This is a genomic window from uncultured Salinisphaera sp., from assembly GCF_964012375.1.
Taxonomy (GTDB): domain Bacteria; phylum Pseudomonadota; class Gammaproteobacteria; order Nevskiales; family Salinisphaeraceae; genus Salinisphaera.
In genome coordinates, this window is the sequence record NZ_CAXGSH010000070.1 from 1 (window position 1) to 21527 (window position 21527).

Genomic DNA, 21527 nt, shown 5'->3' on the forward strand with positions numbered 1-21527 from the left:
GTTCGGCGGCCGTTTTCTGGGCGTCGTTCACGTAGAAGATCTCGCTGCGATAGGAGTCGCCGCGATCACAGAACTGGCCACGGTCATCGGTGGGGTCGATGTTGTGCCAGAAGGTATCGAGCAGTTGGGCGTAATCCACCTGATCGGTCTTGTAGATCACCTTCACCGCTTCGGCATGGCCGCTGGTTTCGGCGGTCACGTCGCGATAGCTGGGGTCGGGTAGATGCCCGCCGGTATAGCCCGAGGTGGTGGAGACCACGCCCTCGACCTGATCGAAGGCTTCTTCCACGCACCAGAAGCAGCCGCCGGCAAAGATCGCCACGCCTTCGTCGGCGCCCACGTCCGGCTTGAAGGGCGCGTCCGGTGCCGGCGCCTCGGCCGCACCGGCCGATGCGCAGAACAACAGTGTGACGCTGACAAGAACGATAAGACGGCAGGACAGACGACGCATGGACGGCTCGGTAGCGGATTCGATAATGAGTTTACGCCCACGCGCGGGTGGCCGATGCGCTCATTCGATTTCCGGCAGTCCCACCGCGAGTGCCGCGCCCGCGAACGCCGGGATGCTCAATGCCGCCACGGCCCAGGCCGCGCCAAGCAGGCCGATGAGCGCAATCAGGCCGCCGCCGGCGAGCAGGATGACGCCGATGGTGGTGTTGGCCACGGCGGTGAGCTGGGCCCGGTCCTCGCTGTTGCCGAGATCGGTGAGATAGGTCTTGCGGCCCAGGCGCACGCCGGCATGCAGCCCGGCGAGCACGAAATAGCCGGCAGCGAACGGCCATACGCCGAGCGCGCTGCCGCTACCCAGCCAGGCGAAAACGGCCACCAGCAGATTGAGCACGCCGGCGGCGATGCCCGTGATCATCAGCACCTGGCGCGAGGAACGATCCGAGAACCGGCCCCAGAACGGCGCCGATACCAGCGAGGCCAGCCCCGATAGCGCCAACAGAATAGCCAGGTTGCCGATCGCCTCGCCGCCGCTGTCGCGGGCAAGCGTGGCGTAGTAGGGCGCGGCAAGCGCAGTGGCCACCAGCAGCCCGCGTACGCCGATAAAGCGGGCGAAACCCGGTTTGCTGCGAATGAGGCCCAGGCTGTGCCAGGCGGTCTTGAGGGCGTTGCCGCCGCCCTCGGTAGCACCGGCATATTCGCGCAGGCTGGAAAAGACGATGGCGGCGAACAGCCAGGCCGTGCCGGCGATGGCCAGGAGCACGAGCAGCGGCGTAAGCGTGGCGTTGCCGATGGGGGTAAGCCACAACAGCAGCCCGAGCGCCATGGCGACCCCGCCGGCTGCGCTCGCCGCATAGCCCGACAGCGTGCCGCGCCGGGTCTTGGCAATGGTCTTGCCCTGAACATCCTTGTAGGACACCGAGCACACGCCGCGCCCAAGCGAGAACACCGCCAGCAGCAGCAGGATGGCGGTGCCCGCGGGCACGGCTTCGAGCACGAGGGCGACGGCAATCATGGCCACCACGCTGGCGCCCTGAATGGCCGCACCGGCCACCCAGAACCATTTGCGGCGCGGCTTGGCCCGCATCCAGCCGGCTACGGCCAGCTGGGGCAGCAGTGCGAGCGATTCGCGGATCGGCACCAGCAGGCCGGTCATCCACACCGGGGCGCCCAGCGCGCCCATCAGCCAGGGCAGCACCAGCTTGGGGCTGGCGATCAGGTCGCCGATCTTGTTCGCCAGCAGCGCGACAAGATGGATGAAGAAATTGGTGGGCTGCTCACGACAGGCTTCGTCGGAGATATCGCGACATACGCGGGCATTCTCGTCGCCGGTCACCAGGTCGTAGAGATCGCGAATCGCACCGCGGTTCGGTGTCGCATGGGTTCGGGAATCGTTCACGGTTGTTGTCTTGTCGTTCGTCAGTCGTGGTCGGGGCTGCGCTCGCGCAGATGCTTGCACCAGTTGCCGTGCTCGATCACCGGCCAGGCGGGCTCGCGAGCGGCGATCCAGAGATAGACCCAGGCATCGCCGTAGTCGGTGGCCAGCTCGCGGCGGGTGTAATGCACCGGGTAATCCTCGAGTCGGTCGAGGGCGGCGAAGGTATCGTCGTTCACCGAGAACACATCGCCCACCAGCGCGGTGTGGCCTTCGTCGAGAGCGGCCGGATAGGGCCCGGTATCGAGCAGGGTGAAGCGTGCTGGCGTGGTGTACGCGCCTCGATGCGTTGCGGTTGCCATGAAATGATGATTGCGCTCGCCAGGGCGCAGCGTGCCGTAGACGAAAACCTGATGCATCGGTATGCGAAACGGGGAATGATGCAGGTATGCTAGCCCACATGGATTGTCTGACAACTGCCCAGCCTTGAGCCGCGTCGTCACCGTACGCGATGCGGCCACCACCGCCTTGCTGCGCGATGGGGCCAGCAACGGTCTCGAGGTGCTGCTGCTGCGCCGTCATGCCAGCCACGTGTTCGGTGCCAATGCCTATGTGTTTCCCGGTGGCGCGCTCGATCCGGCCGATGACGAGGCCGAGCTGCGCGCACGTTGTCGTGGCGGTGCCGAGATCATCGAAGAGACGGTGGGCGATAACGGCTTTGCCCTGGCCATGGCCGCCATTCGCGAATGCTTTGAGGAAGCCGGCCTGCTGGTTGCCTGCACGGCCCATGCCGAGGTTATGCCGGCGCGCCGCGAAGCCCTGCGCCATGCGCTCAATACACAGACGACGAGCTGGGCGGCCATCGTGACGGAGATGGACTTGCGCTTCGATCTAGACGCTCTGGCGTTCTTTGCCCACTGGACCACGCCCGCCGGGCCGCCCAAACGCTATTCCACCCGGTTCTTTGCCGCCGCCGCGCCGCCGGGTGAGGCACGCTGCGACGGCCTGGAAACGACCCATGTCTGGTGGGCGCAGCCGGCCCGTGCGGTGGCGGCGCACGATCGCGGCGAGATCGAACTGATGACGCCGACCCGGGCCACGCTCGAATCGCTGGCCGGCTATGCCGATGCCGCCGCGGCGCTGGCCGCGCTCATGGACGCTACGACGGTGCGTGTACCGTGACCGGCGCCGCCCAGGCAGAACAGCTGCTCGACGGCGTGCTGCGCGTCGTCGCTCCCAATCCCAGCCCGATGACCGGCCCGGGCACCAACAGCTATATCGTGGGCCACTCGCGCTGCGCGATCATCGACCCCGGCGTGGATGACGCTGCCCATCTCGACGCCCTGGCGGCGGCCGCGCCGGGCGAGGTGGTGGCGATACTGGTCACCCATGCGCACCCGGACCATACCGGCGGCGCACGGCGGCTGGCCGAACGGCTGAATGCCCCGGTTTATGCTTTTCCGCTCGAGCTGCAAGGCATACGCGATGAAGGCTTCGCCCCGCAGCGACCGCTCTATCACGGCGATATCGTCGATCTGGACACGATATGCCTCGAGGCGATCCATACCCCCGGCCATACGGCCGATCACCTGTGTTTCTTCTGGCGCGACGTGGGCCTTCTGTTCGCCGGCGATACGGTGATGGCCGATGTCACGGTGGTGATTCTGCCGCCGGATGGCGACATGAGCGCCTACATGCAAAGCCTTGAACAGCTGCAGGCGCTGCCGATCGAGCGGATCGCCCCCGGGCATGGCCGCCTGCTTGAAGACGCGCCCGCGGTGCTGGCCCAGATCGTGACCCATCGGCGCGAGCGCGAAACCCAGGTATGGGAATCGCTGAGCGCCGACGAGCCGATGACGGCCGAGCAGATCGCGATTCAACTCTACCCGGATCTGGACGTGCGTCTGCAGCCGATGGCCGCCGCGCAGGTGAAAGCCCATCTCATACGTCTGGTGGAGTTGGGTGATGCGCTGGCCGTGACCGATGGCTGGCTGTGCGTTCAGGACGCCGACCCGCTGTTCTATTAGTCGGCACCAAAGCAGCCGACTGCGTCGGCGTTCTTTAGCGCCATCGAACGAAACGCCGGCGCCCGTCGGTTATCTCTGCCGATGGCCACACGGCTGTTGGTCATGGCGAGCGTGCTTTCGCACACGCGGGTTATCAACCCGAACGATTTTTCGTGCTATCCCGGTCTAAGACAGCATAGTCGGCGATAGGGCCTGTCGTCGCCAGATAGGTCACCGCATCGGCGACCAAGTCGCGGCAAGACAAGGCATCGCGCGAGTGGCGCGTGGTTATCCACGTTAGCAAGCCAACCCATGAACCATAACGCCGGATTGCCGTGGCTTGGCCGCCGACCGATCGTTATTCGTTGGGGGTTGCCCGTGCCGGACGTGTCAGGCACGGGCAATGCGATGGTATATGCCGTGACGACAGGCCCTAGTGAGCCGCGCCCTCCGGCATGTCCGTGTTCTTCGAGCTGCCAAGAAAGAACACCAGCGGAACCAGAGCCGCGAGAATCACGCCCAGCAGCCAGAAATCGTCGATGAAGGCGAGCATCTGCGCCTGTTCTCCGACCAGCTGATAGATCGAGGCGAGGGCCTGGCTTCGGGCGGCTTCCATACTCGCGCCCATCTGCTGGAAATGGGCGGTCAGCGACGCCAGCATGTCGCGATACGACTCGTTATAGGGCGTGACGTTTTCCACAAGTACGTTCTGATGATACTGGCTGCGCCGCGCCAGCCAGGTGGTGACCAGCGAAATGCCGACGCTGCCGCCGATGTTGCGGGCCAGATTGATCAGCGCGGAGACCTGGTCGGTCTTGTCGGCCGGCACGCCGATATAGGCCACGTTGGTGATCGGTATGAACAGAAAGGCGATGCCGACGGTCTGGAATATACGGGCGACCACGAGCTGGTTGAAGCTCACGTCGAGGTTGAAACTGGCGAGATGGAACATCGACGCCGACACCACCACCAGGCCGAAGGCGATCAGCCAGCGGGCCTCGAGCTTGTTGGATAGAAAACCCACCACCGGCATCATCAGCACGATGGCAAAACCGCCGGGCGAAATCACGAGGCCGGCCAGCGTCGAGGTATAGCCGAGCGCGGACTGCACGAACTGCGGGATCAACAGCGTCGAGCCGAGCAGTACGAAGCCGAGCATGAACATCAGCACGTTGGCAAAGGCGAAGTTGGAAAAGCGAAACAGGCGCAGGTCCATGATCGGATGCTTCTGGAACGGCTCCCAGCAGATCAGTGCGCCCAGGCACAGGGCCGCGATCACGCCGTTGGCGAGGATGAAATGGGAGTCGAACCAGTCGTTCTGCTGGCCCTTGTCGAGCATGACCTGCAGACAGCCCAGGCCGAGCGCGAGCAGGGCGAAGCCGACATAGTCGATACGAAAACCGTCTGCCAGCTTGGCGCGGCGTGCGGCCTCGTAGGCGGCCGAATCCTTGACCAGAGCCCCTGCCAGAATCAGCAGTACGATACCCACCGGCACGTTGAGCAGAAAGATCCAGTGCCAGCTCGCATGGTCGGTGATATAGCCGCCCAGGGCCGGGCCGATGGCGGGCGCGAACACCACCGCCACGCCATAGATCGCGAACGCCATGCCGCGCTGTCGTGGCGGGAAAGAGTCGGCAAGAATCGCCTGCGAAACCGGCTGCAGGCCGCCGCCGCCCAGGCCCTGAAGTATGCGAAACACGATCAGCCACCCAAGCGACGGGGCCACGCCGCACAGCAGCGAGGCCACCGAAAACAGCACGATCGAAACCACGAAGAAGCGCTTGCGCCCGAGCACCTGCGAAAACCAGCCCGAAACCGGCAGTACGATGGCGTTGGCGACCAGATAAGACGTGAGCACCCAGGTGGCTTCTTCCTGGCTCGCCGACAGGCTGCCGGCGATATGCGACAGCGATACGTTGGCGATGGAGATATCGAGTACCTCCATGAACGCGGCCAGGCCCACCACCGCGGCGATCAGCCAGCGGTTGGCGGGATACCGGGCTTCGCCGGCCGGCGCGACGGCGGTGTCGCTCATTGCGCGGGCGTTGCCGTTGCCGTGGCGGGGCGGTTTTCGTCGATCGATTTCACCGGCGCGCCCACGTTCACGGTGGGCACCGCCGACATCCCCGGGGCAAGCTCCACGTCATCGAGCTGGCCGTTGCGTTCGAACACGATCTTGACCGGCACGCGCTGGACGATTTTCACGAAGTTGCCGGTCGCGTTCTGCGGCGGCAGCAGCGAAAAGGTGGGCCCGGTACCCGACTGAAACGATTCCAGTCGGCCTTCGAACTCGTGGTCCGGAAACGCGTCCACTTCTATGCGGACCGGCTGGCCTACGCGCATACGCGTGAGCTGGGTTTCCTTGAAGTTCGCTACCACCCAAGGGTCGTCGGCCACCACCGCCAGCGCGGCCTGACCGGCGTTGACGTGGCTGCCGGCCAGCACCGATTTCTGTGCGATCTTGCCGGCCTGCGGCGCGCGCACGTCGGTGTACGAAAGGTTCAGCCGCGCCTGTTCGACCTGGGCCTCGGCTTCGGCGATACGTGCTTCGGCGGTCGAGGCCTGGGATTGTTTCAGCGCGATCTGGTCCGGCGCGGTTCTGGCCTGGTCGAGCTGTGCCTTGGCCTCGCGCACACGGGCCGCGGCCGATGTCGCGGTGGTATTGGCCTGGTCGAGCTGCTGACGCGAGACTTCACGTTTGGCATACAGCTTTCGATAACGCTCGGCGTCGGCCGAGGCGCGGCTGGCTTCTGCCCGGGCGGTTTCCAGCGCGGCTTCGGCGCGATCGGTATCGGCGCCGCTGGTTTGGCGGGTCACCGCCAGCTCGCGCTGGCTCGAGGCATGCGCGGCCTTGGCCGCCAGCAGGCTGGCCTCGGCGCTGGCCAGGCGCGCGCGATAGTCCGCCGGGTCGAGGGTGAACAGCGGGTCGCCTTTCTCGACATGCTGGTTGTCGCGCACATAGACCTCGGCCACGGTCCCGGTAACGCGCGGTGCGACCTGCACGATATCGGCCTGGACGAAGGCATCATCCGTGCTGACCAGATCGCGGGTCAGCCACCACCAGATGCCGGCAGCGATCGCGCAGAGCACAACGACGACGACAGCGATCACTGCCACGCGCTTGCCCTTGCCGCTGTTGGCGGCGGGCGTGTGGGTGTGGGCGTTTGCTTCAACGGAATCGGTCATGGCGTGGCGGGCTCATAAAGACGAAAACGGCCGGCACGTCCGAGCGCGGCGGCCAGGTTGATACGGGCACGGGTGTAGTCGGCCAGCGCCGCAACGCGGCCGTTGCGGGCATCGGCCAGCGCGGCCTGGGCATCGATCACTTCCACGTTGTCGCTGATGCCCTCGGCAAAGCGGTCGCGGGACAGATCGAGTTCGCGGTTGGCGAGTTCGAAGGCCGATTCGGCGGCCCGCACCTGTTCGGCGAGCGTCTGCAGCGTGCGCCGAGACACGCGGACGTCCTGTTCGATCTGGGTACGCGTGTCGCGATACCGGATACGCTGCTGATCGAGACGACTCGCGGCACTGTCGATACGGGCATTGATGGCGCCACCGTCGAAGATTGGAACCTCGACCTGTGCGCCGACCGTATAGGTGTCTTCGACGTTCTCGTGATAGGTGTTGCCGGCTTCGCCGTAGGTGGCCGACGCCGATAGCGTGGGCAGACGTGCGCCGCGGGCACCGGCGAGCTGGGCCCGGCGTACGGCGAGTTCGCCCTGGGCCAGCCGCAGCTCGGCACGGCTGGCGTAGGCGGTATCCAGATCGGCGTCGATGGTGCCATTCAGAGCGGCGCGGTAGTGCAGGTCGTCGCTCAATACCAGCGGCGTGTCCAGAGCCAGCCCCACCGTGCGCGCCAGCCGGATATCCGCGCGGGTGCGATCGGTACGGGCCTGGGCCAGTCGCGCCCGGGCTCGGGCCTGGCGAGTCTGGGCCCGGGTGACGTCCACGCCCGTGGCAATACCGACGTTTTCCTGATCCACGGCCAGATCGGCCAGCCGATCGGCCAGCTCGAGATCGGCACGAGCGGCATCCACCGAGGCACGGGCCGCGAGCGCGCCTACATAATCCAGGGCCGCCTGGGACGCGACCTGTTCGCGCGCCAGTGCGAGTTGATCGGCGGCCACGCGCTCGCCGAGCTTCGCGCTCTTGTACTGCTGCCAGGCGCTGTAGTCGAACAGGTTCTGGCGCAGCTCGGCGCGTGCATCGAAGCTGTTGTAGGTGATGACGTCGGGCACGCTGATATCGGCGTTCTGTGCCGCCGGGCCGAGCGAGTCCAGGGTCGACTGGATATCCAGCCCCTGGGCGGCGAGGTTGTTCTGGCGGCGTGCCTGGCTCACGCGCGCCGAAACATGCGGCAGGAAGGCAGAGCGCGCCTCGCGGCTATCGCCGGCCACCTCGTCGCGCCGGGCGTCGGCCAGCAGCGTCTGCACGTTGGCGGCCATGGCCTGGTCGATGGCATCGCGCAGCGACAGGGCCGCGGCGGCGTCGGGCAGGGTGAAGGTCTCGCCCGGCCCGGCGGCCGCGGGCGGCGCGGCGGTGGCGAGGGTCTGACTTAGACCGAGTAGACAAAGAACCAGCGTGAGTTGGCGTAGGGCATTCATGGCAGCAGGCGGGCAAGCAGGGCCCGAAGTTGTGTTTGTTCGTCGGCGCCCAGCGGGGCGAGCAGTGCCTGAGTGGCGGCACCGGCCGCGGGCCGTATGTCGGCCAGTGCCGCGATGCCGTCTTCGGTTAGATGTAGACGATGGGCTCGGCGGTCGGCCGGGTCGCGCTGGCGCCTGATCCAGCGGCGCTGTTCAAGGCCGTCCACCAGATAGGTCACCGTGGTGCGGTCCAGGCCCAGCCATTCGGCCAGATCGCTCTGGTGCAGGGCATCGTTGGCTTCGAGGGCAAGCAGGGTGGCGTACTGGCGCGCCGAAACCTGCATGCCCCGGGTATGGGTTTCGAACAGGCGCAGCTGGCGCTGATGCGTCTTGGCCAGCAGATAGCCGAACTGATGACGGATCGAGTCCGGGAGTACATGTGCCACTCGGCGCCTCGCATGGCAGCAGGAGGATCAATCAGGTTATTGTATGTTGCATTAATATAATTGCAAGACTATTAATGTAATGGAATAGCCCCGGCCAACGGCGTTGTCAGCGGTGCGCCAGGGCGTTGCAAGGAGCGGTTGAAAACGGCCGTTCATCCGCGCGCACGAATCGCCTCGTGCCGCGCATGAAGCGGCCGATGTCGGCGGGGCGGCCTAGCAGCCGTCGTCGAGCGCTACGCCTGCGCGCTCGATGAGCCGTACGAAATCCAGCTCGGTATCCAGGGTGCCGTAGGCCAGGCCACGATTGCTGCCGAGGCGGGCCTCGCAGAAGGCTTCGCCCACCCAGCTCGATTCACCGGTAAGCAGGATCTTGGCCTGCAATGCACGCGCGACGGCCTCGGCGACGCGACGCGCCTGCGTGGGTTGATCGGCAACCGCGCCGAGCATTTTCTTCAGATCGCTGCAATGTCGATCGTAGGCAGGGTGCGCGCCCTGTGCTTCGATCAGTTCTTCGTTGAGTGCATCCAGGGCGGCCGGGCTCTTGGCCATCGCGCGCAGCATGTCCAAACACTGCACGTTACCCGAGCCTTCCCAGATCGAGTTCAGCGGCGACTGGCGAAACAGCCGCGGCAGGATCGATTCTTCGACATAGCCGGCGCCGCCCAGGCATTCCTGGGCTTCGTTGACCAGCGGCGGGGCAGCCTTGCAGATGAGATATTTGCCGACCGGCGTGGCGATACGTGCCAGCAGCTGCTGGCGTTCGTCGTCGGATTCGAAGGCCCGTGCCACGCGCATGGCATAGGCCATCGCGGCCTCCGATTCGAGCGCCATGTCCGCGAGCACGTGTTGCATCAACGGCTGTTCGACCAGGCGCGTGCCAAAGGCCTTGCGATAGCGACAGTGGTGGATCGCCTGTACCAGCGCCTGACGCATCAGCCCGGCCGAGCCCAGCATGCAGTCCAGCCGCGTCTGGGACACCATTTCGATAATGGTAGGTACCCCGCGCCCGGCCGCGCCTACGCGATAAGCCTCGGCATCGAAGAACTCGACTTCGGACGAGGCATTGGCATGATCGCCGAGCTTGTTCTTCAAGCGCTGGATTTCGATTGCGTTGCGCTGACCGGCAGCCGTCCAGCGCGGCAGCAGGAAGCAAGACAGTCCGGCGTCTTCCTGGGCGAGCACGAGAAAGGCATCGCACATGGGCGCCGAGAAGAACCACTTGTGGCCGACCAGGCCGAAGCTGCCGTTGTCGCGCGGCGTGGCGCGGGTGGTATTGGCGCGCACGTCCGAGCCACCCTGCTTTTCGGTCATGCCCATGCCAATGGTCAGTCCGTGCTTTTCGCCCGGCGGGGCGAACGTCGGGTCGTAGCTGTTGGCGAGGATGCCGGGCAGCCACTGTGCGGCCAGATCGGGCGCATGACGCAGCGCCGGCACGCTGGCATGGGTCATGGTGATAGGGCACATCGTGCCCGCTTCCATTTGATTATGGATATAGAACAGCGCCGAGCGCACGACCTGCGCGCCCTCGCGCTGGGCGGTCCAGGTCAGTCCGTGCAGGCCGTGTTCCTTGGCCAGCGCCATGCTGCGGTGGTACGCCGGATGAAAGCGCACCTCGTCGATGCGGTGGCCATAGCGATCGAAGGTGGTGAGTTCGGGGCGGTTCTCGTTGGCGTCGAAGCCGATTTCGATCAGCTCGGTGCCGGCAATGGCGCCATAGGTCTTGAGCCGGTCCTGACCCCAGTCGCCGCCCTCCCGGCGTATGGCCTCGACCAGCGCCGTATCCGATGTGAACACGTTGTAGTGCTCGAGCGGCGGGGGCTGGTTGGTGACGTCGTGCGTGCGCAGATGCTGTCGCGGCTGACGCGGGGTGTCGGGCATAACGGTCATCCGGTTCGGATACGAAGCCGTGATTGTGCCTCATCCACCGGATAGCAACAGGTATCGCGGATTACGTCTGGATACGCCTGCAAGCGCTGCCTGGCGGTGCAGGAAGCTGTCCGCGAATGAACGCGAATAAGCAGGAATGAAACGAGGCAGATCCGCCGACAGCCGTAGTGGCCAGAGGAGCGTCGGTGAACTGTGCGCAAACCGGCGTACGTTGCGCTGATTGGCGTTCATTGGCCGACCGTAAAAACCGGCGCCATAAAAAAAGGCCGACCCTCGGGCCGGCCCGCGTGGCACGGGGCATACCCCCGAAGCCACCCGATACTGGTTGTGATGCCGATCAGCCGTGTTCGGCCTTGAGTGATTCGGCGGTCACCTGCTTGCGATTCTTCCAGTTATCACGCATCGCCTCGAGCTCTTCGGGCGGCAGCGAGATCAGGCCAAGAGACTTGAGCGCACCGCGGTCGCTGGCCATCTGATCGGACAGGAACAGGTCGACATACTCTTCCATGCCGTCGATACGGCCCACGTGGGCGTTCTTGGCGTAGAAGAACAGCGAGCGCGAAACCGGATATTCGCCCGAGGAAATGAGCTCGCGCTTGGGTTCGATGCCGTCCACCTTGGCGGCCTGGATCTTGCCGCGGTTCTCTTCCAGGAACGAATAGCCGAAGATGCCGACCGCCGTGGCGTTCTGGGACAGCTTCTGCACGATCAGGTTGTCGTTCTCGCCCGAGGGCACGAACTTGCCGTCCTGACGGATGCTCGGTTTTTCGCCGTTGTAGCCGTCAATGTTCTCCGCGCCGTGTTCGACGACCAGCTCTTCGAAGGCATCGCGCGTACCCGAGGAGGTCGGCGGGCCGTAGATGAGAATTTCGTGGTCGGGCAGGCTCGGGTCGATATCGCTCCACTTGTTGTACGGGTTATCGACCAGTTCGCCGTCCTGCGGCACCTTTGCGGCAACCGCCTTGGTGAGCTGTTCGCGGGACAGGTCGAGCGGCGGCTCGCCTGCCTTCTGGCCAATCACGATACCGTCATAGCCGACCATGATCTGGGTGATGTCGTCGACGCCGTTGTCCTGGCACATTTTCAGTTCGGACGACTTCATCGGCCGCGAGGCATTGGTGAAGTCCGGGGTGTCCTCGGCTGCACCGCTACAAAACAGCTTGAAGCCACCGCCCGAACCCGTGGATTCCACCACCGGGGTGCGGAAATCGGTGGTCGCGCCCATTTCCTCGGCCACATAGGACGAGAACGGGTAAACGGTCGACGAGCCGACGATACGAATCTGGTTGCGGTCGTATTTTTCGCCGCCGCTGCTGGCCTGGGTATCACCCGAGCTCTGGTTGGACTCGGCGCCCTCGGCGCTGTTCTGTTCCTGGCCCTGGCCGCATGCCGTCAGGGCAAGGGCGGTGGCCGCGATCGTGAGAAACGATTTGGTCTGGTTGTTGAGCAGCGAGGTCAGCATTGAGTCTTCCTGGATTTATTGAGTCGGAATCCGACGCCTGGCGCAAGGCTGTCAGGAAAATATGACGTTTTTATGACAGAGCCGGCCGGGGCGTCGAGGCGCGCGCATCGGCGGGTAGCCGCGTGACCGGCCCGAACTCGCCGACGAACGAAATCTCCGGTGTAAGCCAATAGCCGGTATCGGCCTGTACGCAGCGCTGTGCGTGCATGATCAGGGCACAGACGTCGGCAGCCGAGGCGCGGCCGTGATTGACGATGATATTGGCATGGCGCGGCGAGATCTGGGCATCGCCACAGCGCAGCCCCTTGAGGCCGCATTCGTCGATGAGCCGGCCGGCGCCAATGCCCTCGATCTTGCGGAATATGGAGCCGGCCGACGGCTCGCTGTCCAGCGGCGGGTGGCGCTCGGCGCGCCAGCGCAGGTTCTCCTGCATGATTCGAGTCAGCGTCTCGGCCGGTGCCGGCTCGAGCTCGAAGGTTGCCGACAGCACGATATCGTCGCGCGAATGCAGCACCGACTGGTCGTAGCCGAACTCGAAATAATCCACGTCCACGCGTCGACGTTCGTTGTCGGCGGTCAGCAGCTCGGCGGATTCAAGCACTTCGCCGATGAACATGGTGCGCTCACGAGCCGGGGCCGGGGAGAGAAAATGCAGGTTCTGCCAGAGCGCGCCACCGACCGTCGACGGGATGCCGACATAGTGTTCCAGGCCGGACAGCCCATTTGCTACGGCCGCATCGATCAGGTCGGGATAGACCAGCGCGCCGCTGGCGGCGGTCACGCAGGTGCCATACACGTCGATCGAGCGCGCGTGGTTGGCAATGACGAGCCCGGGAAAGCCACGATCGCCGACCAGGATGTTCGCGCCGCGCCCGAGCAGGAAATAGTCGATCTCGAAGCGCCGGGCCACGCGTATCGCCGTGGCCAGAGCCTCGGGCGTTCTGGCTTCCACATAAAAGGCGGCCGGTCCGCCGATACGAAAGCTAGTGCGCGGGGCCAGCGCCACGTTGCGCTGGAGCGCAGCGCCCAGGTGCTGGGCCAGGGCGCGCTGTTGCGCGGCGGTTGGCTTGCGGGGTTTACGCATGGCGGCAGTAGGACGAACGCAGGCCCGTAATGGTCGATGCACGCCCGCACAAATACAAGAGCGCGTGATTGGGGCTGTGTCGACGTCCGCCGTGTTTGACGTAAGCTGGCTACAAACCGAATCGAAGAAGAGAACGCCTTGTCACAGTCGCAGCGCATCGTCGTGTTCGACCTCGATGTCACTCTCACCCGCTACGACACCTTCCTGCCGTTCGTGATCGGCTATCTGCGCTATCACCGCAAGCGCCGGAGTGTGGGCGCGACCTGGCGGCTGCCCTGGAATCTGCTGCGGTTCTGGCGCTGGGGTGATCGTACCTGGGTGAAAACACAGGTTCTGCGTTCGTTCGTGGGCGGCCAGCCACGCGAGCGAGTGCAAGCCTGGGCCGATCGCTTCGTGGACGAACTGCTCGAAGACGCCATGCGCGAGCAGGGCATGGCCCAGCTGCGCGCCCATCAGGACGCCGGCGATCGAGTGATTCTCGCCTCGGCGAGTTTCGATATCTATGTCGCCCGTCTGGCCGAGAAGCTGCATATCAACGAAGTGCTGGCCACCCGGGTGGCCTGGAACGCGCGCGATCGGGTGGCGGGCATGGACGGCGAGAACTGTCGCGACGACGAAAAGCTGCGCCGCGTCAAAGCTCTCGACGGCATGCCGGAGGATGGCCGCGGCGTGACTGCGTATTCGGATTCGCACGCCGATCTGCCGCTGCTGTCCTGGGCCGAGAACGGGGTGGCCGTGTGTCCCTCGAAGCGGCTTTTTCATCAGGTCGGTGGTCTGGGGCTCGAAGTCGCACGCTGGTGAGCGTTTCGCAGATATTTCTGGTGCTCGCGGTCGGGCTGGCCAGCCTGGCCCAGATCCTGCTCAAGCACGGCATGACCCGGACGGTGGAATCGCGCGTCGGTCATGCCTGGCTGCGGCCACTGCGCGAACCGCTGGTACTGGCCGGCATGGGCACACAGGTGGTGCTGACCTGTCTGTGGCTGGTCGTGTTGTCACACATCGATGTGAGTCTGGCGTTTCCGGTGCTGGCACTCAGCTACGGCGTGGTGGTCGCGTACTCGGCGTTTTCCATGGGTGAGGCGGTTGGCAAGCGTCGCTGGTGCGGCGTTGCGTTGATCGTGGTCGGCGTCGGGGTGCTCGCCTATGCGGCCTGATCTGTCGCCACTGCGTATCAGTCGGCGTTCCTGGGTGAGCATCGGCCTACTGCTGCTGTCGGTATCGTTGATGGCCGCCGGCCAGCTGTGCATGCGTCGCGGCATGCTCTCGTTCGGGCCGATCGAATCGCCGCAGGCATTTTTGAATCTGGTCTGGGGCGGCATCGTTGCGCCCATGAGCATCGGTTTTGTCTGGCTCGGGATGATCGTCTATTCCATCGCGATTCTGGTCTGGCTGCAGGTGCTTTCGCGCATGGATCTGAGCATCGCCTTTCCGATGATGAGCCTGAGCTATGTGCTGGTCTATCTCGGCGCCGCACTATGGCCCGCGCTCAACGAAACGATCACGGTCGGGCGACTCGCGGGCACCGGGCTGATCATGTGCGGCGTGGCGCTGGTGGCGGGTTCGCGGCGCGGCTAGATACCATTTGGCGTGACGCAAGCGCTGCGCGGGTACGCCCGCGGCGCGTTGTATAACGGCTGTATGGGCAGCGGCGTGGCGAGGGCGTACACTTGCGCGCCTTCGAATCGACGAGCAGCCCAAGGCGAGGCGTCATGCCAACGCTGGATTACATCGTAGCGCCGGTCGCAGCCACCGCCCATCGGTTCCGGGTCGTGCTGCACACCGAGGTCCAGGCCGGCGCGCCGGTCGAACTGGCCCTGCCCAGCTGGATTCCCGGCAGCTATGTCATTCGCGACTTTGCCCGGCACCTGCTTTCGATTGCCGCCGAAAGCGATGGCGAGGCCCTCGCCGTGACCGCGATGGATCGACAGCGCTGGCGCTGCAGGCCGACCGGCAACACGCTGACCGTGGTCTGCGAGTTCTATGCCCGCGACGAATCGGTACGCGCGGCGTTTCTCGACGATACGCGGGCGTTCTTCAACTTCACCTCGCTGGCGCTGCGTCCGGTCGGGCGCGAGCAGGACCCGTGTCGCGTCACCCTCGAAGCCCCGACGGGCATCGATAACTGGCAAGTGGTCACCACCTTGCCCGCCCAGGCCACCGACAGCCGCGGTTTCGGCGTCTATGCCGCCGACAACTACTGGGCACTGATCGACCAGCCGGTGGCCATGGGCGCGGCGGTGGAATACGTGCGTTTCGAGGTGCGTGGCGTGCCCCATGCCTTCGTGCTGCTGGGCAGCCACGATGCCGACACCCAGCGCCTGGCAGCCGATCTGGCGGCGGCCTGCGAGGCTCAGGCCGCGGTGTTCGACGAGCTGCCGGCCCGCGAATATCTGTTCTTTGCCCAGGTCACGCCCAGCGGTTTCGGCGGCCTGGAGCATCGCGAATCCAGCGTGCTGCAGGTGGCACGCGATGCGCTGCCAACGCGTATTGCGCCCGACAACGGCGAGGCCACCCGCAGCAGCGCCTACGAGACCCTGCTCGGGCTGTGCAGCCACGAATATTTTCATCTGTGGAACGTCAAACGCATTCGTCCGGCCGCGGTGGCGACCAGCGACCTGCAGTCCGAAGCCTATTTTCGGGATCTGTGGGCCTATGAAGGCGTCACGTCCTACTATGACGACCTGGGGCTGGTCCGTGCCGGCCTGATATCCGAGCAGGGCTATCTCGACCGCCTGGCGACGTTGGCCACGCGCATCGATCGTACGCCGGGTCGCCATCGCCAGAGCCTGGCCCAGTCGAGCTTCGATGCCTGGCTGAAGTTCTATCGGCCCGACGAGAACACGCCGAACGCGGTGATCAGCTACTACGGCAAGGGCGCCCAGTTCGCGCTGGGCCTGGATCTCAAGCTGCGGGTGGAAACCGAGGGCGCGCTTTCGCTCGATAAGGTCATGCGCGAGCTCTGGCAGCGCAACGGCCGCCGCGACGAGCCGGTGCCCGAACACGGTCTGGCCCAACTCGCCGCCGAGCTGTCGGGGCTGGATCTGTCCGAGTTTGTCGAAGCGCATCTCGAAACCACGATCGATGCGCCCTGGGCCGACTGGCTGCGCTATTTCGGTATCGAGGCGATATGCGCGCCTGCTAGCGACGATGCCGCCGTCGTGCACGGCCGGCTGGGCCTGCGCGCGTCCAGCGACGCCCAGCCCCGGGTCGCGCACGTATTCGACGACGGCCCGGCCCAGGCGGCCGGCATCTCGCCCCAGGATCGCCTGGTGGCACTCGACGGTATCGAAATCGTGGGTATGACGCTGGCCACGCGTCTGCGCCGTTATCCCGGCGGCGCGGTCGTGCGGCTGCACCTGCTGCGCGGCGACGAACTGCTGCAGCGCGACGTCACGCTGGCCGCGGCCGCAGCGGGCGAATGGACGCTGCGTATCGACAGCGATGCCGACGCCGCCGCCCAGGCGCGGCGCGCGAACTGGTTGTGTCGTGCCAACGCCCCGGCCTGAATACTGGATCGGCCGCGACGAGGCCGCCACCCTCTGCGATCTGTTCGCCGCCCGCGTGGCCCGCACGCCGGATGCGTTGGCGTATCGCTTCTACAGCCCGCGCCGGCATGAATGGATCAGCCTGAGCTGGGCCCAGGTGGCGGCCCGGGTACAGCGCTGGCAGGCGGTGCTCGCCGAGGCCGGCGTGCAACCGGGCGATCGAGTCGCGATCATGCTGCGCAACAGTCCGGAGTGGCTGTGCGTAGATCAGGCGGCCATGGCGCTGGGTGCGGTGACGGTGGGGCTGTTCTGTGCCGATACGCCGGCCAGCAACGCGCATCTGATCGAAGACAGCGGCGCGCGCGTGCTGGTGGCGGTGAAGACGCGCTGGGTCGAGCGTATTCTCGAGGTCGATAGCTGCCCGCAGCTGGAAACGGCGCTGGTCTTCAACGGCGAGGTCGGTGAGGCCGGGCGTATTCGTGGCGCCGAAGCGGCGTTGGCGCATGCCGCCGAAGATCACCGTGCCGGCATAGCGGTGGAGTCGGATGCCCTGGCCAGCCTCGTCTACACGTCCGGGGCCACCGGGCGTGCACGCGGCGCGATGCTGACCCACGCCAACCTGCTGTTCAATGCCCAGGCCTGTGCCGATGCGTTGCCCCAGGTCGACGATGAGCACGCGCTGTCCTATGTGCCGCTGCCGCATTCCTATGAGCGGGTGGTCAATGCCTATCGAGCGATGATCACCGGCGGGGTGATCACCTTCTGTCGGCATCCGCGCTTTCTGGGGCTGACCCTGGCACGCGCGCCGATCACCACCCTGATCGGCGTGCCGCGTGTATTCGAGCGCTTCTATATCGAACTCAATCGCTGGCTGTCGCGTCGGCCGCGTTTCGTGCGTCGGCTGGTGGCATTCACCATCAGCGTGGGCGAATCGGTGTTCGAGCGCGAGCAGGGGCGCAGCCGCCGGCGCGCGCGTCATCTGCTGTGGCCATTTCTGCGTTACTTCGTCGCCCGGCGCTGCCTGCGCCTGTTCGGCGCGGATATGCAGTACGCCGTGTCCGGCGCGGCCGCGCTGCCGTACCCGGTCGCGCGTACGCTGGTGGGGCTGGGCGTGCCCGTGCTGCAAGGCTATGGCCTGACCGAGGCCGGCCCGGTGGTCAGCGTCAACCGGCTGCACGACAACGCCATCGACAGCGTCGGCATCGTGCTCGACGGGGTGGAAACCAAGGTCGGCCCCGACAACGAGCTGCTGCTGCGCGGGGCCGGCGTGATGCGCGGCTACTGGCAGGACGAGGCCGCCACGCGGCGTACGATTTCGGCCGGCGGCTGGCTGCATACCGGCGACAAGGTCAGCCGCCTGGACAAGAACCGACTGTATCTAACCGGGCGCATGAAAGAGGTCATCGTCATGACCACCGGCGAGAAGGCCTCGCCCGAGCCGCTGGAAGAAACGCTGCGCCTGGACGAACTGGTGGAACGCGCGGTGGTGGTTGGCGAGGCGCGACCGGTGCTGGCCGCGATCGTAAGCTGTCCGGCTGATACGCTGGTTCCGGTCATGCAACGGCTGGGGCTCGACCCGAATACGCCGGCCAGCCTGACCAGCGCGCGTCTGGAGAATTTCTTCATCGCGCGCTTCAGCCAGCTGCTGGCCGGTTATCCGGCCCATGCCCAGGTCCGGCGCGTGGCCATCACCACCGATCGCTGGAGCCAGGGCAACGATCTGGTCACCGCCACCGACAAGACCCGGCGTCGGCGCGTGGCGCGCTGCTATGCTCGCGATATCGCGCGTCTGTACGGCCGGCGTGCGCCGGGTGAGAAGGCGGACGTGTCGCAGAACACGAATCTGGGGTAGCGATGAATTTCAGTACCGTATTGATAGCTGCCGCGGCGCTGCTGCTGGCGTATCTGATCGGCTCCTTGTCGGGCAGCCTGTTGCTGGCCCGTGCCTTCGGGCGTGCCGACCCGCGTACCAGCGGCAGCGGCAACGCGGGTGCTACCAATGCCCTGCGTACCGGCGGTCGCGGCTACGGCGCCGCGGTGCTGGTATTCGATCTGGTCAAAGGCGTGATCGCAGCGCTGGCGGTGCCGGCGATCTGTGGCGTGGGGTTTGCCATGGCGCTGGCCTGCGGCGCGGCCGCGGTGATTGGGCATGTCTATCCCGTGTTCTTCGGTTTTCGCGGCGGCAAGGGCGCGGCCACGCTCATCGGCGTGCTGATCGCACTGCTGCCCGGCGCCTTGCTGCTGGGCGTGGCCGTGTGGGTTGCCACGCTGGTGGCCAGCGGCTATGTGGGCCTGGCCACGCTGCTGGGCATGGTTGGCGTGGCCCTGGCGACGCTGTTCGCGCCCAGCGCGGGCCTGGCGGCCAAGGTGTTCGTTATCGCCATGACGGTGCTCATTTTCTATACCCACCGCGAGAACATCCAGCGTCTGCGCCAGGGACGGGAAAACCGCTTCGAGCGGGTGATGTGGCGCCGGCGTTGAGCGCCGTGTCGCTGGTCGGTCTGCTCGCCGACGGCGCCTGGCATCGCGGCCCGGCGCTGGCCGAGGCGCTGGGCGTATCGCGGGCCGCGATCTCGGGCCGGGTCGCCGAGCTGCGCGAGCTGGGGCTGGTGGTGCATTCGGTACAGGGCCGCGGCTACCGATTGGCCGAACCGATCGAGTTGCTCGACGAAAACCGGATCCGCGGCGAACTCGGCGACCAGGGCAAAGCCCTGGATGCGCTGTATGTTCACGAGCGTATCGATTCCACCAACGCCGAGCTGGCCCGGCGCGGCGGACCGGGCATGCAGGCCTGTCTGGCGGAATACCAGTCCGCCGGGCGCGGGCGTGCGCGGCGACCCTGGACCTCGCCGTTCGGCGCCAATCTCTACGTATCGCTGGCCGCCGATGTGGCTGCCACGCGGGCTCCGCTGGGGGCGCTGAGCCTGGCTGTGGGGGTGTGCGTGATCGAAGCGCTGCGTGATCTGGGCGCAACCGATCTCGCCTTGAAGTGGCCCAACGATATCTGGGCCGGCGGCGACAAGCTTGGCGGCATTCTCATCGAGCATCGCGGCGAGCTGGGCGCTGGCGCGCGCCTGGTCGTGGGCCTGGGCCTGAACGTGGTCATGGACCGCGCGCAGGCCGAGGCGATCGATCAGCCCTGGACCCGGCTGCTTGATCACCTGCCGGCGCTGCCCTCGCGCAACCGCCTGGCCGCGGCGGTGCTGGCTGCGCTGATGCGCGCGGTCGAAGGCTTCGAACAACATGGTTTCGAAAATTTTCGTGCTCGCTGGCAGGCATTCGACGCGGTCCGCGACAAGCCGGTGCGGGTTATCGAAAGCCAGGGCGAGCGCGTGGGCATCGCTCGCGGCATCGCGGCCGATGGCGCGCTCCGGGTTGAGTTCGAAGCCGGCGAGCAGTCGGTCTATTCGGGCGATGTGAGCCTGCGGCTGGCGCCATGAGGCTGCTCGTGGATATCGGCAACACGCGCTGCAAGTGGGCGCTGGCGCGTGAGACTGCGCTGCTCGAAACGGGCGCGTTCTCGCGCGCGGACCCGGAAGACTGGATTGCGGCCTTGCCGCAGGCCCAGGTCGAGTCCATTCATGTATCCAGCGTCGCTCAGCCCGAGGCGTTGGCGCGACTGCGCGCGTTCGCGGTCGATCTCGGGGTCGATCTGAGCGTGGCCGAGAGCAGGGCGCGTTTCGCCGAGCTGACCAATGCCTACCACGACCCCGAACGCCTGGGCGTGGACCGCTGGATGGCCTGTATCGCCGCCTGGGCAGACGCCCCGGGGTCAGTGCTCGTCGCCGATGCCGGAACCGCGCTCACGCTGGATTTTGTCGATGCGCGCGGCGCGCACCGGGGCGGGTTGATCACTCCCGGGGTGGCGACCATGCGCGGTGCGCTACGGCGTCAGACTCAGCTTCGCCCGTCGCGGGAAAACGCCGCCCCGGTATGGCTGGCCCGCGATACCGACAGCGCCATCGCGGCCGGCACGCTGCGTAGCGCGATCAGCCTGCTGGATAACGCCGTTGCCGAGCTGGGCCCGGACCGTCTGTTGCTGACCGGCGGGGGCGGCGCGGAGCTGGCCACGCATCTGGCCGCGGCCTGGGTGCTGCGCCCTCACCTCGTGCTCGAAGGCCTGGCCATTCATGCGCGGGGTTTGCCGCCCACGGGCTAGCCAGCCGGTGTTGTACACGGCAGAATGACGCTCGGCGCGGTCGTCTGATCCGCGCCTTTCGCCCCAAGCCGGCGTAGCTCAGTTGGCAGAGCAGCTGTTTTGTAAACAGCAGGTCATCGGTTCGAACCCGGTCGCCGGCTCCATCTATTGCAGGCGCCTCGCGCGGCGCAGAATCCGTTGCCCGGGCTGCGGCTTGCCTTTGTCGGCCGGGTGCGTGCATGAGAGTTGAAAACGATCGCTCGTAAGCGGTTGACAAGCGTGGCTCGATTGCGAACAATGCGCGGCTCGTTTGTGGAGGGATACCCAAGCGGTCAAAGGGAACAGACTGTAAATCTGTCGGCTCAGCCTTCGGAGGTTCGAATCCTCCTCCCTCCACCACTTGAACAATAGAGGTAAGCAGCAACAACTGGTGGTCGCGGCAAGCGCAAAGCCGGACCGAGGAGGGTTCGAACCGTTAGAGGTTCGACGAGGGCGCGAAGCGACCGAGAACGGTCGCGGCACGCGACCGGCCCGTAGGGTGAGCGCCGCAGGCGCGAATAATCCTCCTCCCTCCACCACTTGAACAATAGAGGTAAGCAGCAACAACTGGTGGT

Annotated in this window: 20 protein-coding genes, 2 tRNA genes and 1 other RNA gene; 13 read left to right on the plus strand and 10 right to left on the minus strand. The window is 66.0% G+C overall.

Annotation, left to right across the window (positions count from 1 at the left end; all coding sequences use genetic code 11):
• From msrA to ABNU97_RS12470, 3 genes are all read right to left on the minus strand, one after another.
• Positions 1–451: peptide-methionine (S)-S-oxide reductase MsrA (gene msrA, locus ABNU97_RS12460; RefSeq protein WP_348767022.1), on the minus strand; the 451-nt coding region annotated here is incomplete at its 3' end.
• Positions 452–511: 60 nt separating this feature from the next.
• Positions 512–1846, minus strand: a complete 1335-nt coding sequence (locus ABNU97_RS12465; protein ID WP_348767023.1) for an MFS transporter — start codon at positions 1844–1846, stop codon at positions 512–514.
• 20 nt (positions 1847–1866) lie between these two features.
• A complete protein-coding gene (locus ABNU97_RS12470; protein ID WP_348767024.1) occupies positions 1867–2241 on the minus strand; it encodes a gamma-glutamylcyclotransferase family protein in 375 nt (124 codons plus the stop codon).
• Between the two features lie 67 nt (positions 2242–2308).
• On the opposite strand from ABNU97_RS12470, the gene ABNU97_RS12475 reads away from it, so the two are divergent.
• Complete coding sequence (locus tag ABNU97_RS12475; RefSeq protein ID WP_348767025.1) at positions 2309–3004, plus strand: NUDIX hydrolase; 696 nt, start codon at positions 2309–2311, stop codon at positions 3002–3004.
• Positions 3001–3849, plus strand: coding sequence for an MBL fold metallo-hydrolase (locus ABNU97_RS12480; RefSeq protein ID WP_348767026.1), 849 nt, complete (start codon positions 3001–3003; stop codon positions 3847–3849). The genes ABNU97_RS12475 and ABNU97_RS12480 overlap by 4 nt, the downstream gene beginning before the upstream one ends.
• A 412-nt stretch (positions 3850–4261) precedes the next feature.
• On the opposite strand, the gene ABNU97_RS12485 is transcribed toward ABNU97_RS12480, so the two are convergent.
• The 7 genes from ABNU97_RS12485 to murB all read right to left on the minus strand — a co-directional run bounded on the left by ABNU97_RS12485 (position 4262) and on the right by murB (position 13290).
• Positions 4262–5863, minus strand: a complete 1602-nt coding sequence (locus tag ABNU97_RS12485; RefSeq protein ID WP_348767027.1) for a DHA2 family efflux MFS transporter permease subunit — start codon at positions 5861–5863, stop codon at positions 4262–4264.
• Positions 5860–7014 (minus strand): HlyD family secretion protein, encoded by a 1155-nt coding sequence (locus ABNU97_RS12490; RefSeq protein ID WP_348767028.1) that lies wholly within the window; start codon positions 7012–7014, stop codon positions 5860–5862. Before ABNU97_RS12490 ends, ABNU97_RS12485 begins: the two co-directional genes overlap by 4 nt.
• Positions 7011–8432: a TolC family protein gene (locus ABNU97_RS12495; RefSeq protein ID WP_348767029.1), complete on the minus strand. Its 1422-nt coding sequence runs from the start codon at positions 8430–8432 to the stop codon at positions 7011–7013. Before ABNU97_RS12495 ends, ABNU97_RS12490 begins: the two co-directional genes overlap by 4 nt.
• A complete protein-coding gene (locus tag ABNU97_RS12500) occupies positions 8429–8857 on the minus strand; it encodes a MarR family transcriptional regulator (RefSeq protein WP_348767030.1) in 429 nt (142 codons plus the stop codon). The genes ABNU97_RS12495 and ABNU97_RS12500 overlap by 4 nt, the downstream gene beginning before the upstream one ends.
• Positions 8858–9070: 213 nt before the next feature.
• Positions 9071–10735: an isovaleryl-CoA dehydrogenase gene (locus ABNU97_RS12505; RefSeq protein WP_348767031.1), complete on the minus strand. Its 1665-nt coding sequence runs from the start codon at positions 10733–10735 to the stop codon at positions 9071–9073.
• Between the two features lie 346 nt (positions 10736–11081).
• Positions 11082–12206, minus strand: coding sequence for a PstS family phosphate ABC transporter substrate-binding protein (locus tag ABNU97_RS12510; protein ID WP_348767032.1), 1125 nt, complete (start codon positions 12204–12206; stop codon positions 11082–11084).
• Positions 12207–12276: 70 nt separating this feature from the next.
• Entirely contained in the window at positions 12277–13290 is a 1014-nt protein-coding gene (murB, locus tag ABNU97_RS12515) for a UDP-N-acetylmuramate dehydrogenase (RefSeq protein WP_348767033.1), read from the minus strand.
• Positions 13291–13428: 138 nt separating this feature from the next.
• Here murB and ABNU97_RS12520 point away from each other — a divergent pair, with 138 nt between their 5' ends.
• The 11 genes from ABNU97_RS12520 to ABNU97_RS12570 all read left to right on the plus strand — a co-directional run bounded on the left by ABNU97_RS12520 (position 13429) and on the right by ABNU97_RS12570 (position 21491).
• The gene (locus ABNU97_RS12520) at positions 13429–14091 is read left to right on the plus strand and encodes an HAD-IB family hydrolase (RefSeq protein WP_348767034.1); all 663 of its coding nucleotides are present in this window, start codon (positions 13429–13431) and stop codon (positions 14089–14091) included.
• On the plus strand, positions 14088–14444 hold the full coding sequence (locus ABNU97_RS12525; RefSeq protein WP_348767035.1) for a hypothetical protein: 357 nt from the start codon (positions 14088–14090) through the stop codon (positions 14442–14444). Before ABNU97_RS12520 ends, ABNU97_RS12525 begins: the two co-directional genes overlap by 4 nt.
• On the plus strand, positions 14434–14865 hold the full coding sequence (locus ABNU97_RS12530; RefSeq protein WP_348767036.1) for a hypothetical protein: 432 nt from the start codon (positions 14434–14436) through the stop codon (positions 14863–14865). Before ABNU97_RS12525 ends, ABNU97_RS12530 begins: the two co-directional genes overlap by 11 nt.
• A gap of 134 nt (positions 14866–14999) precedes the next feature.
• Positions 15000–16796 (plus strand): PDZ domain-containing protein, encoded by a 1797-nt coding sequence (locus ABNU97_RS12535; RefSeq protein WP_348767037.1) that lies wholly within the window; start codon positions 15000–15002, stop codon positions 16794–16796.
• The gene (locus tag ABNU97_RS12540) at positions 16777–18627 is read left to right on the plus strand and encodes an AMP-binding protein (RefSeq protein WP_348767038.1); all 1851 of its coding nucleotides are present in this window, start codon (positions 16777–16779) and stop codon (positions 18625–18627) included. The genes ABNU97_RS12535 and ABNU97_RS12540 overlap by 20 nt, the downstream gene beginning before the upstream one ends.
• A gap of 2 nt (positions 18628–18629) precedes the next feature.
• Positions 18630–19256, plus strand: a complete 627-nt coding sequence (plsY, locus tag ABNU97_RS12545; RefSeq protein WP_348767039.1) for a glycerol-3-phosphate 1-O-acyltransferase PlsY — start codon at positions 18630–18632, stop codon at positions 19254–19256.
• A complete protein-coding gene (locus tag ABNU97_RS12550) occupies positions 19241–20215 on the plus strand; it encodes a biotin--[acetyl-CoA-carboxylase] ligase (RefSeq protein WP_348767040.1) in 975 nt (324 codons plus the stop codon). The genes plsY and ABNU97_RS12550 overlap by 16 nt, the downstream gene beginning before the upstream one ends.
• Positions 20212–20934 carry a type III pantothenate kinase gene (locus ABNU97_RS12555; RefSeq protein ID WP_348767041.1) on the plus strand — a complete coding sequence of 241 codons (723 nt, stop codon included), beginning with the start codon at positions 20212–20214 and terminating at the stop codon, positions 20932–20934. The genes ABNU97_RS12550 and ABNU97_RS12555 overlap by 4 nt, the downstream gene beginning before the upstream one ends.
• Before the next feature lie 67 nt (positions 20935–21001).
• Positions 21002–21077: transfer RNA gene (locus ABNU97_RS12560), tRNA-Thr, on the plus strand.
• Positions 21078–21227: 150 nt separating this feature from the next.
• Positions 21228–21312 (plus strand) — tRNA-Tyr (locus ABNU97_RS12565).
• A gap of 45 nt (positions 21313–21357) precedes the next feature.
• Positions 21358–21491, plus strand: a non-coding RNA gene (locus ABNU97_RS12570) — RtT sRNA.
• Positions 21492–21527 lie beyond the last annotated feature (36 nt).

Bases quoted from the DNA above. Each gene is read 5' to 3' on its own strand.
- ABNU97_RS12510 (WP_348767032.1), bottom strand. From the start codon at position 12,206: ATGCTGACCTCGCTGCTCAACAACCAGACCAAATCGTTTCTCACGATC.
- ABNU97_RS12535 (WP_348767037.1), top strand. From the start codon at position 15,000: ATGCCAACGCTGGATTACATCGTAGCGCCGGTCGCAGCCACCGCCCAT.
- ABNU97_RS12470 (WP_348767024.1), bottom strand. From the start codon at position 2,241: ATGCATCAGGTTTTCGTCTACGGCACGCTGCGCCCTGGCGAGCGCAAT.
- murB (WP_348767033.1), bottom strand. From the start codon at position 13,290: ATGCGTAAACCCCGCAAGCCAACCGCCGCGCAACAGCGCGCCCTGGCC.
- plsY (WP_348767039.1), top strand. From the start codon at position 18,630: ATGAATTTCAGTACCGTATTGATAGCTGCCGCGGCGCTGCTGCTGGCG.
- ABNU97_RS12495 (WP_348767029.1), bottom strand. From the start codon at position 8,432: ATGAATGCCCTACGCCAACTCACGCTGGTTCTTTGTCTACTCGGTCTA.
- ABNU97_RS12490 (WP_348767028.1), bottom strand. From the start codon at position 7,014: ATGACCGATTCCGTTGAAGCAAACGCCCACACCCACACGCCCGCCGCC.
- ABNU97_RS12505 (WP_348767031.1), bottom strand. From the start codon at position 10,735: ATGCCCGACACCCCGCGTCAGCCGCGACAGCATCTGCGCACGCACGAC.
- ABNU97_RS12485 (WP_348767027.1), bottom strand. From the start codon at position 5,863: ATGAGCGACACCGCCGTCGCGCCGGCCGGCGAAGCCCGGTATCCCGCC.
- ABNU97_RS12530 (WP_348767036.1), top strand. From the start codon at position 14,434: ATGCGGCCTGATCTGTCGCCACTGCGTATCAGTCGGCGTTCCTGGGTG.
- ABNU97_RS12555 (WP_348767041.1), top strand. From the start codon at position 20,212: ATGAGGCTGCTCGTGGATATCGGCAACACGCGCTGCAAGTGGGCGCTG.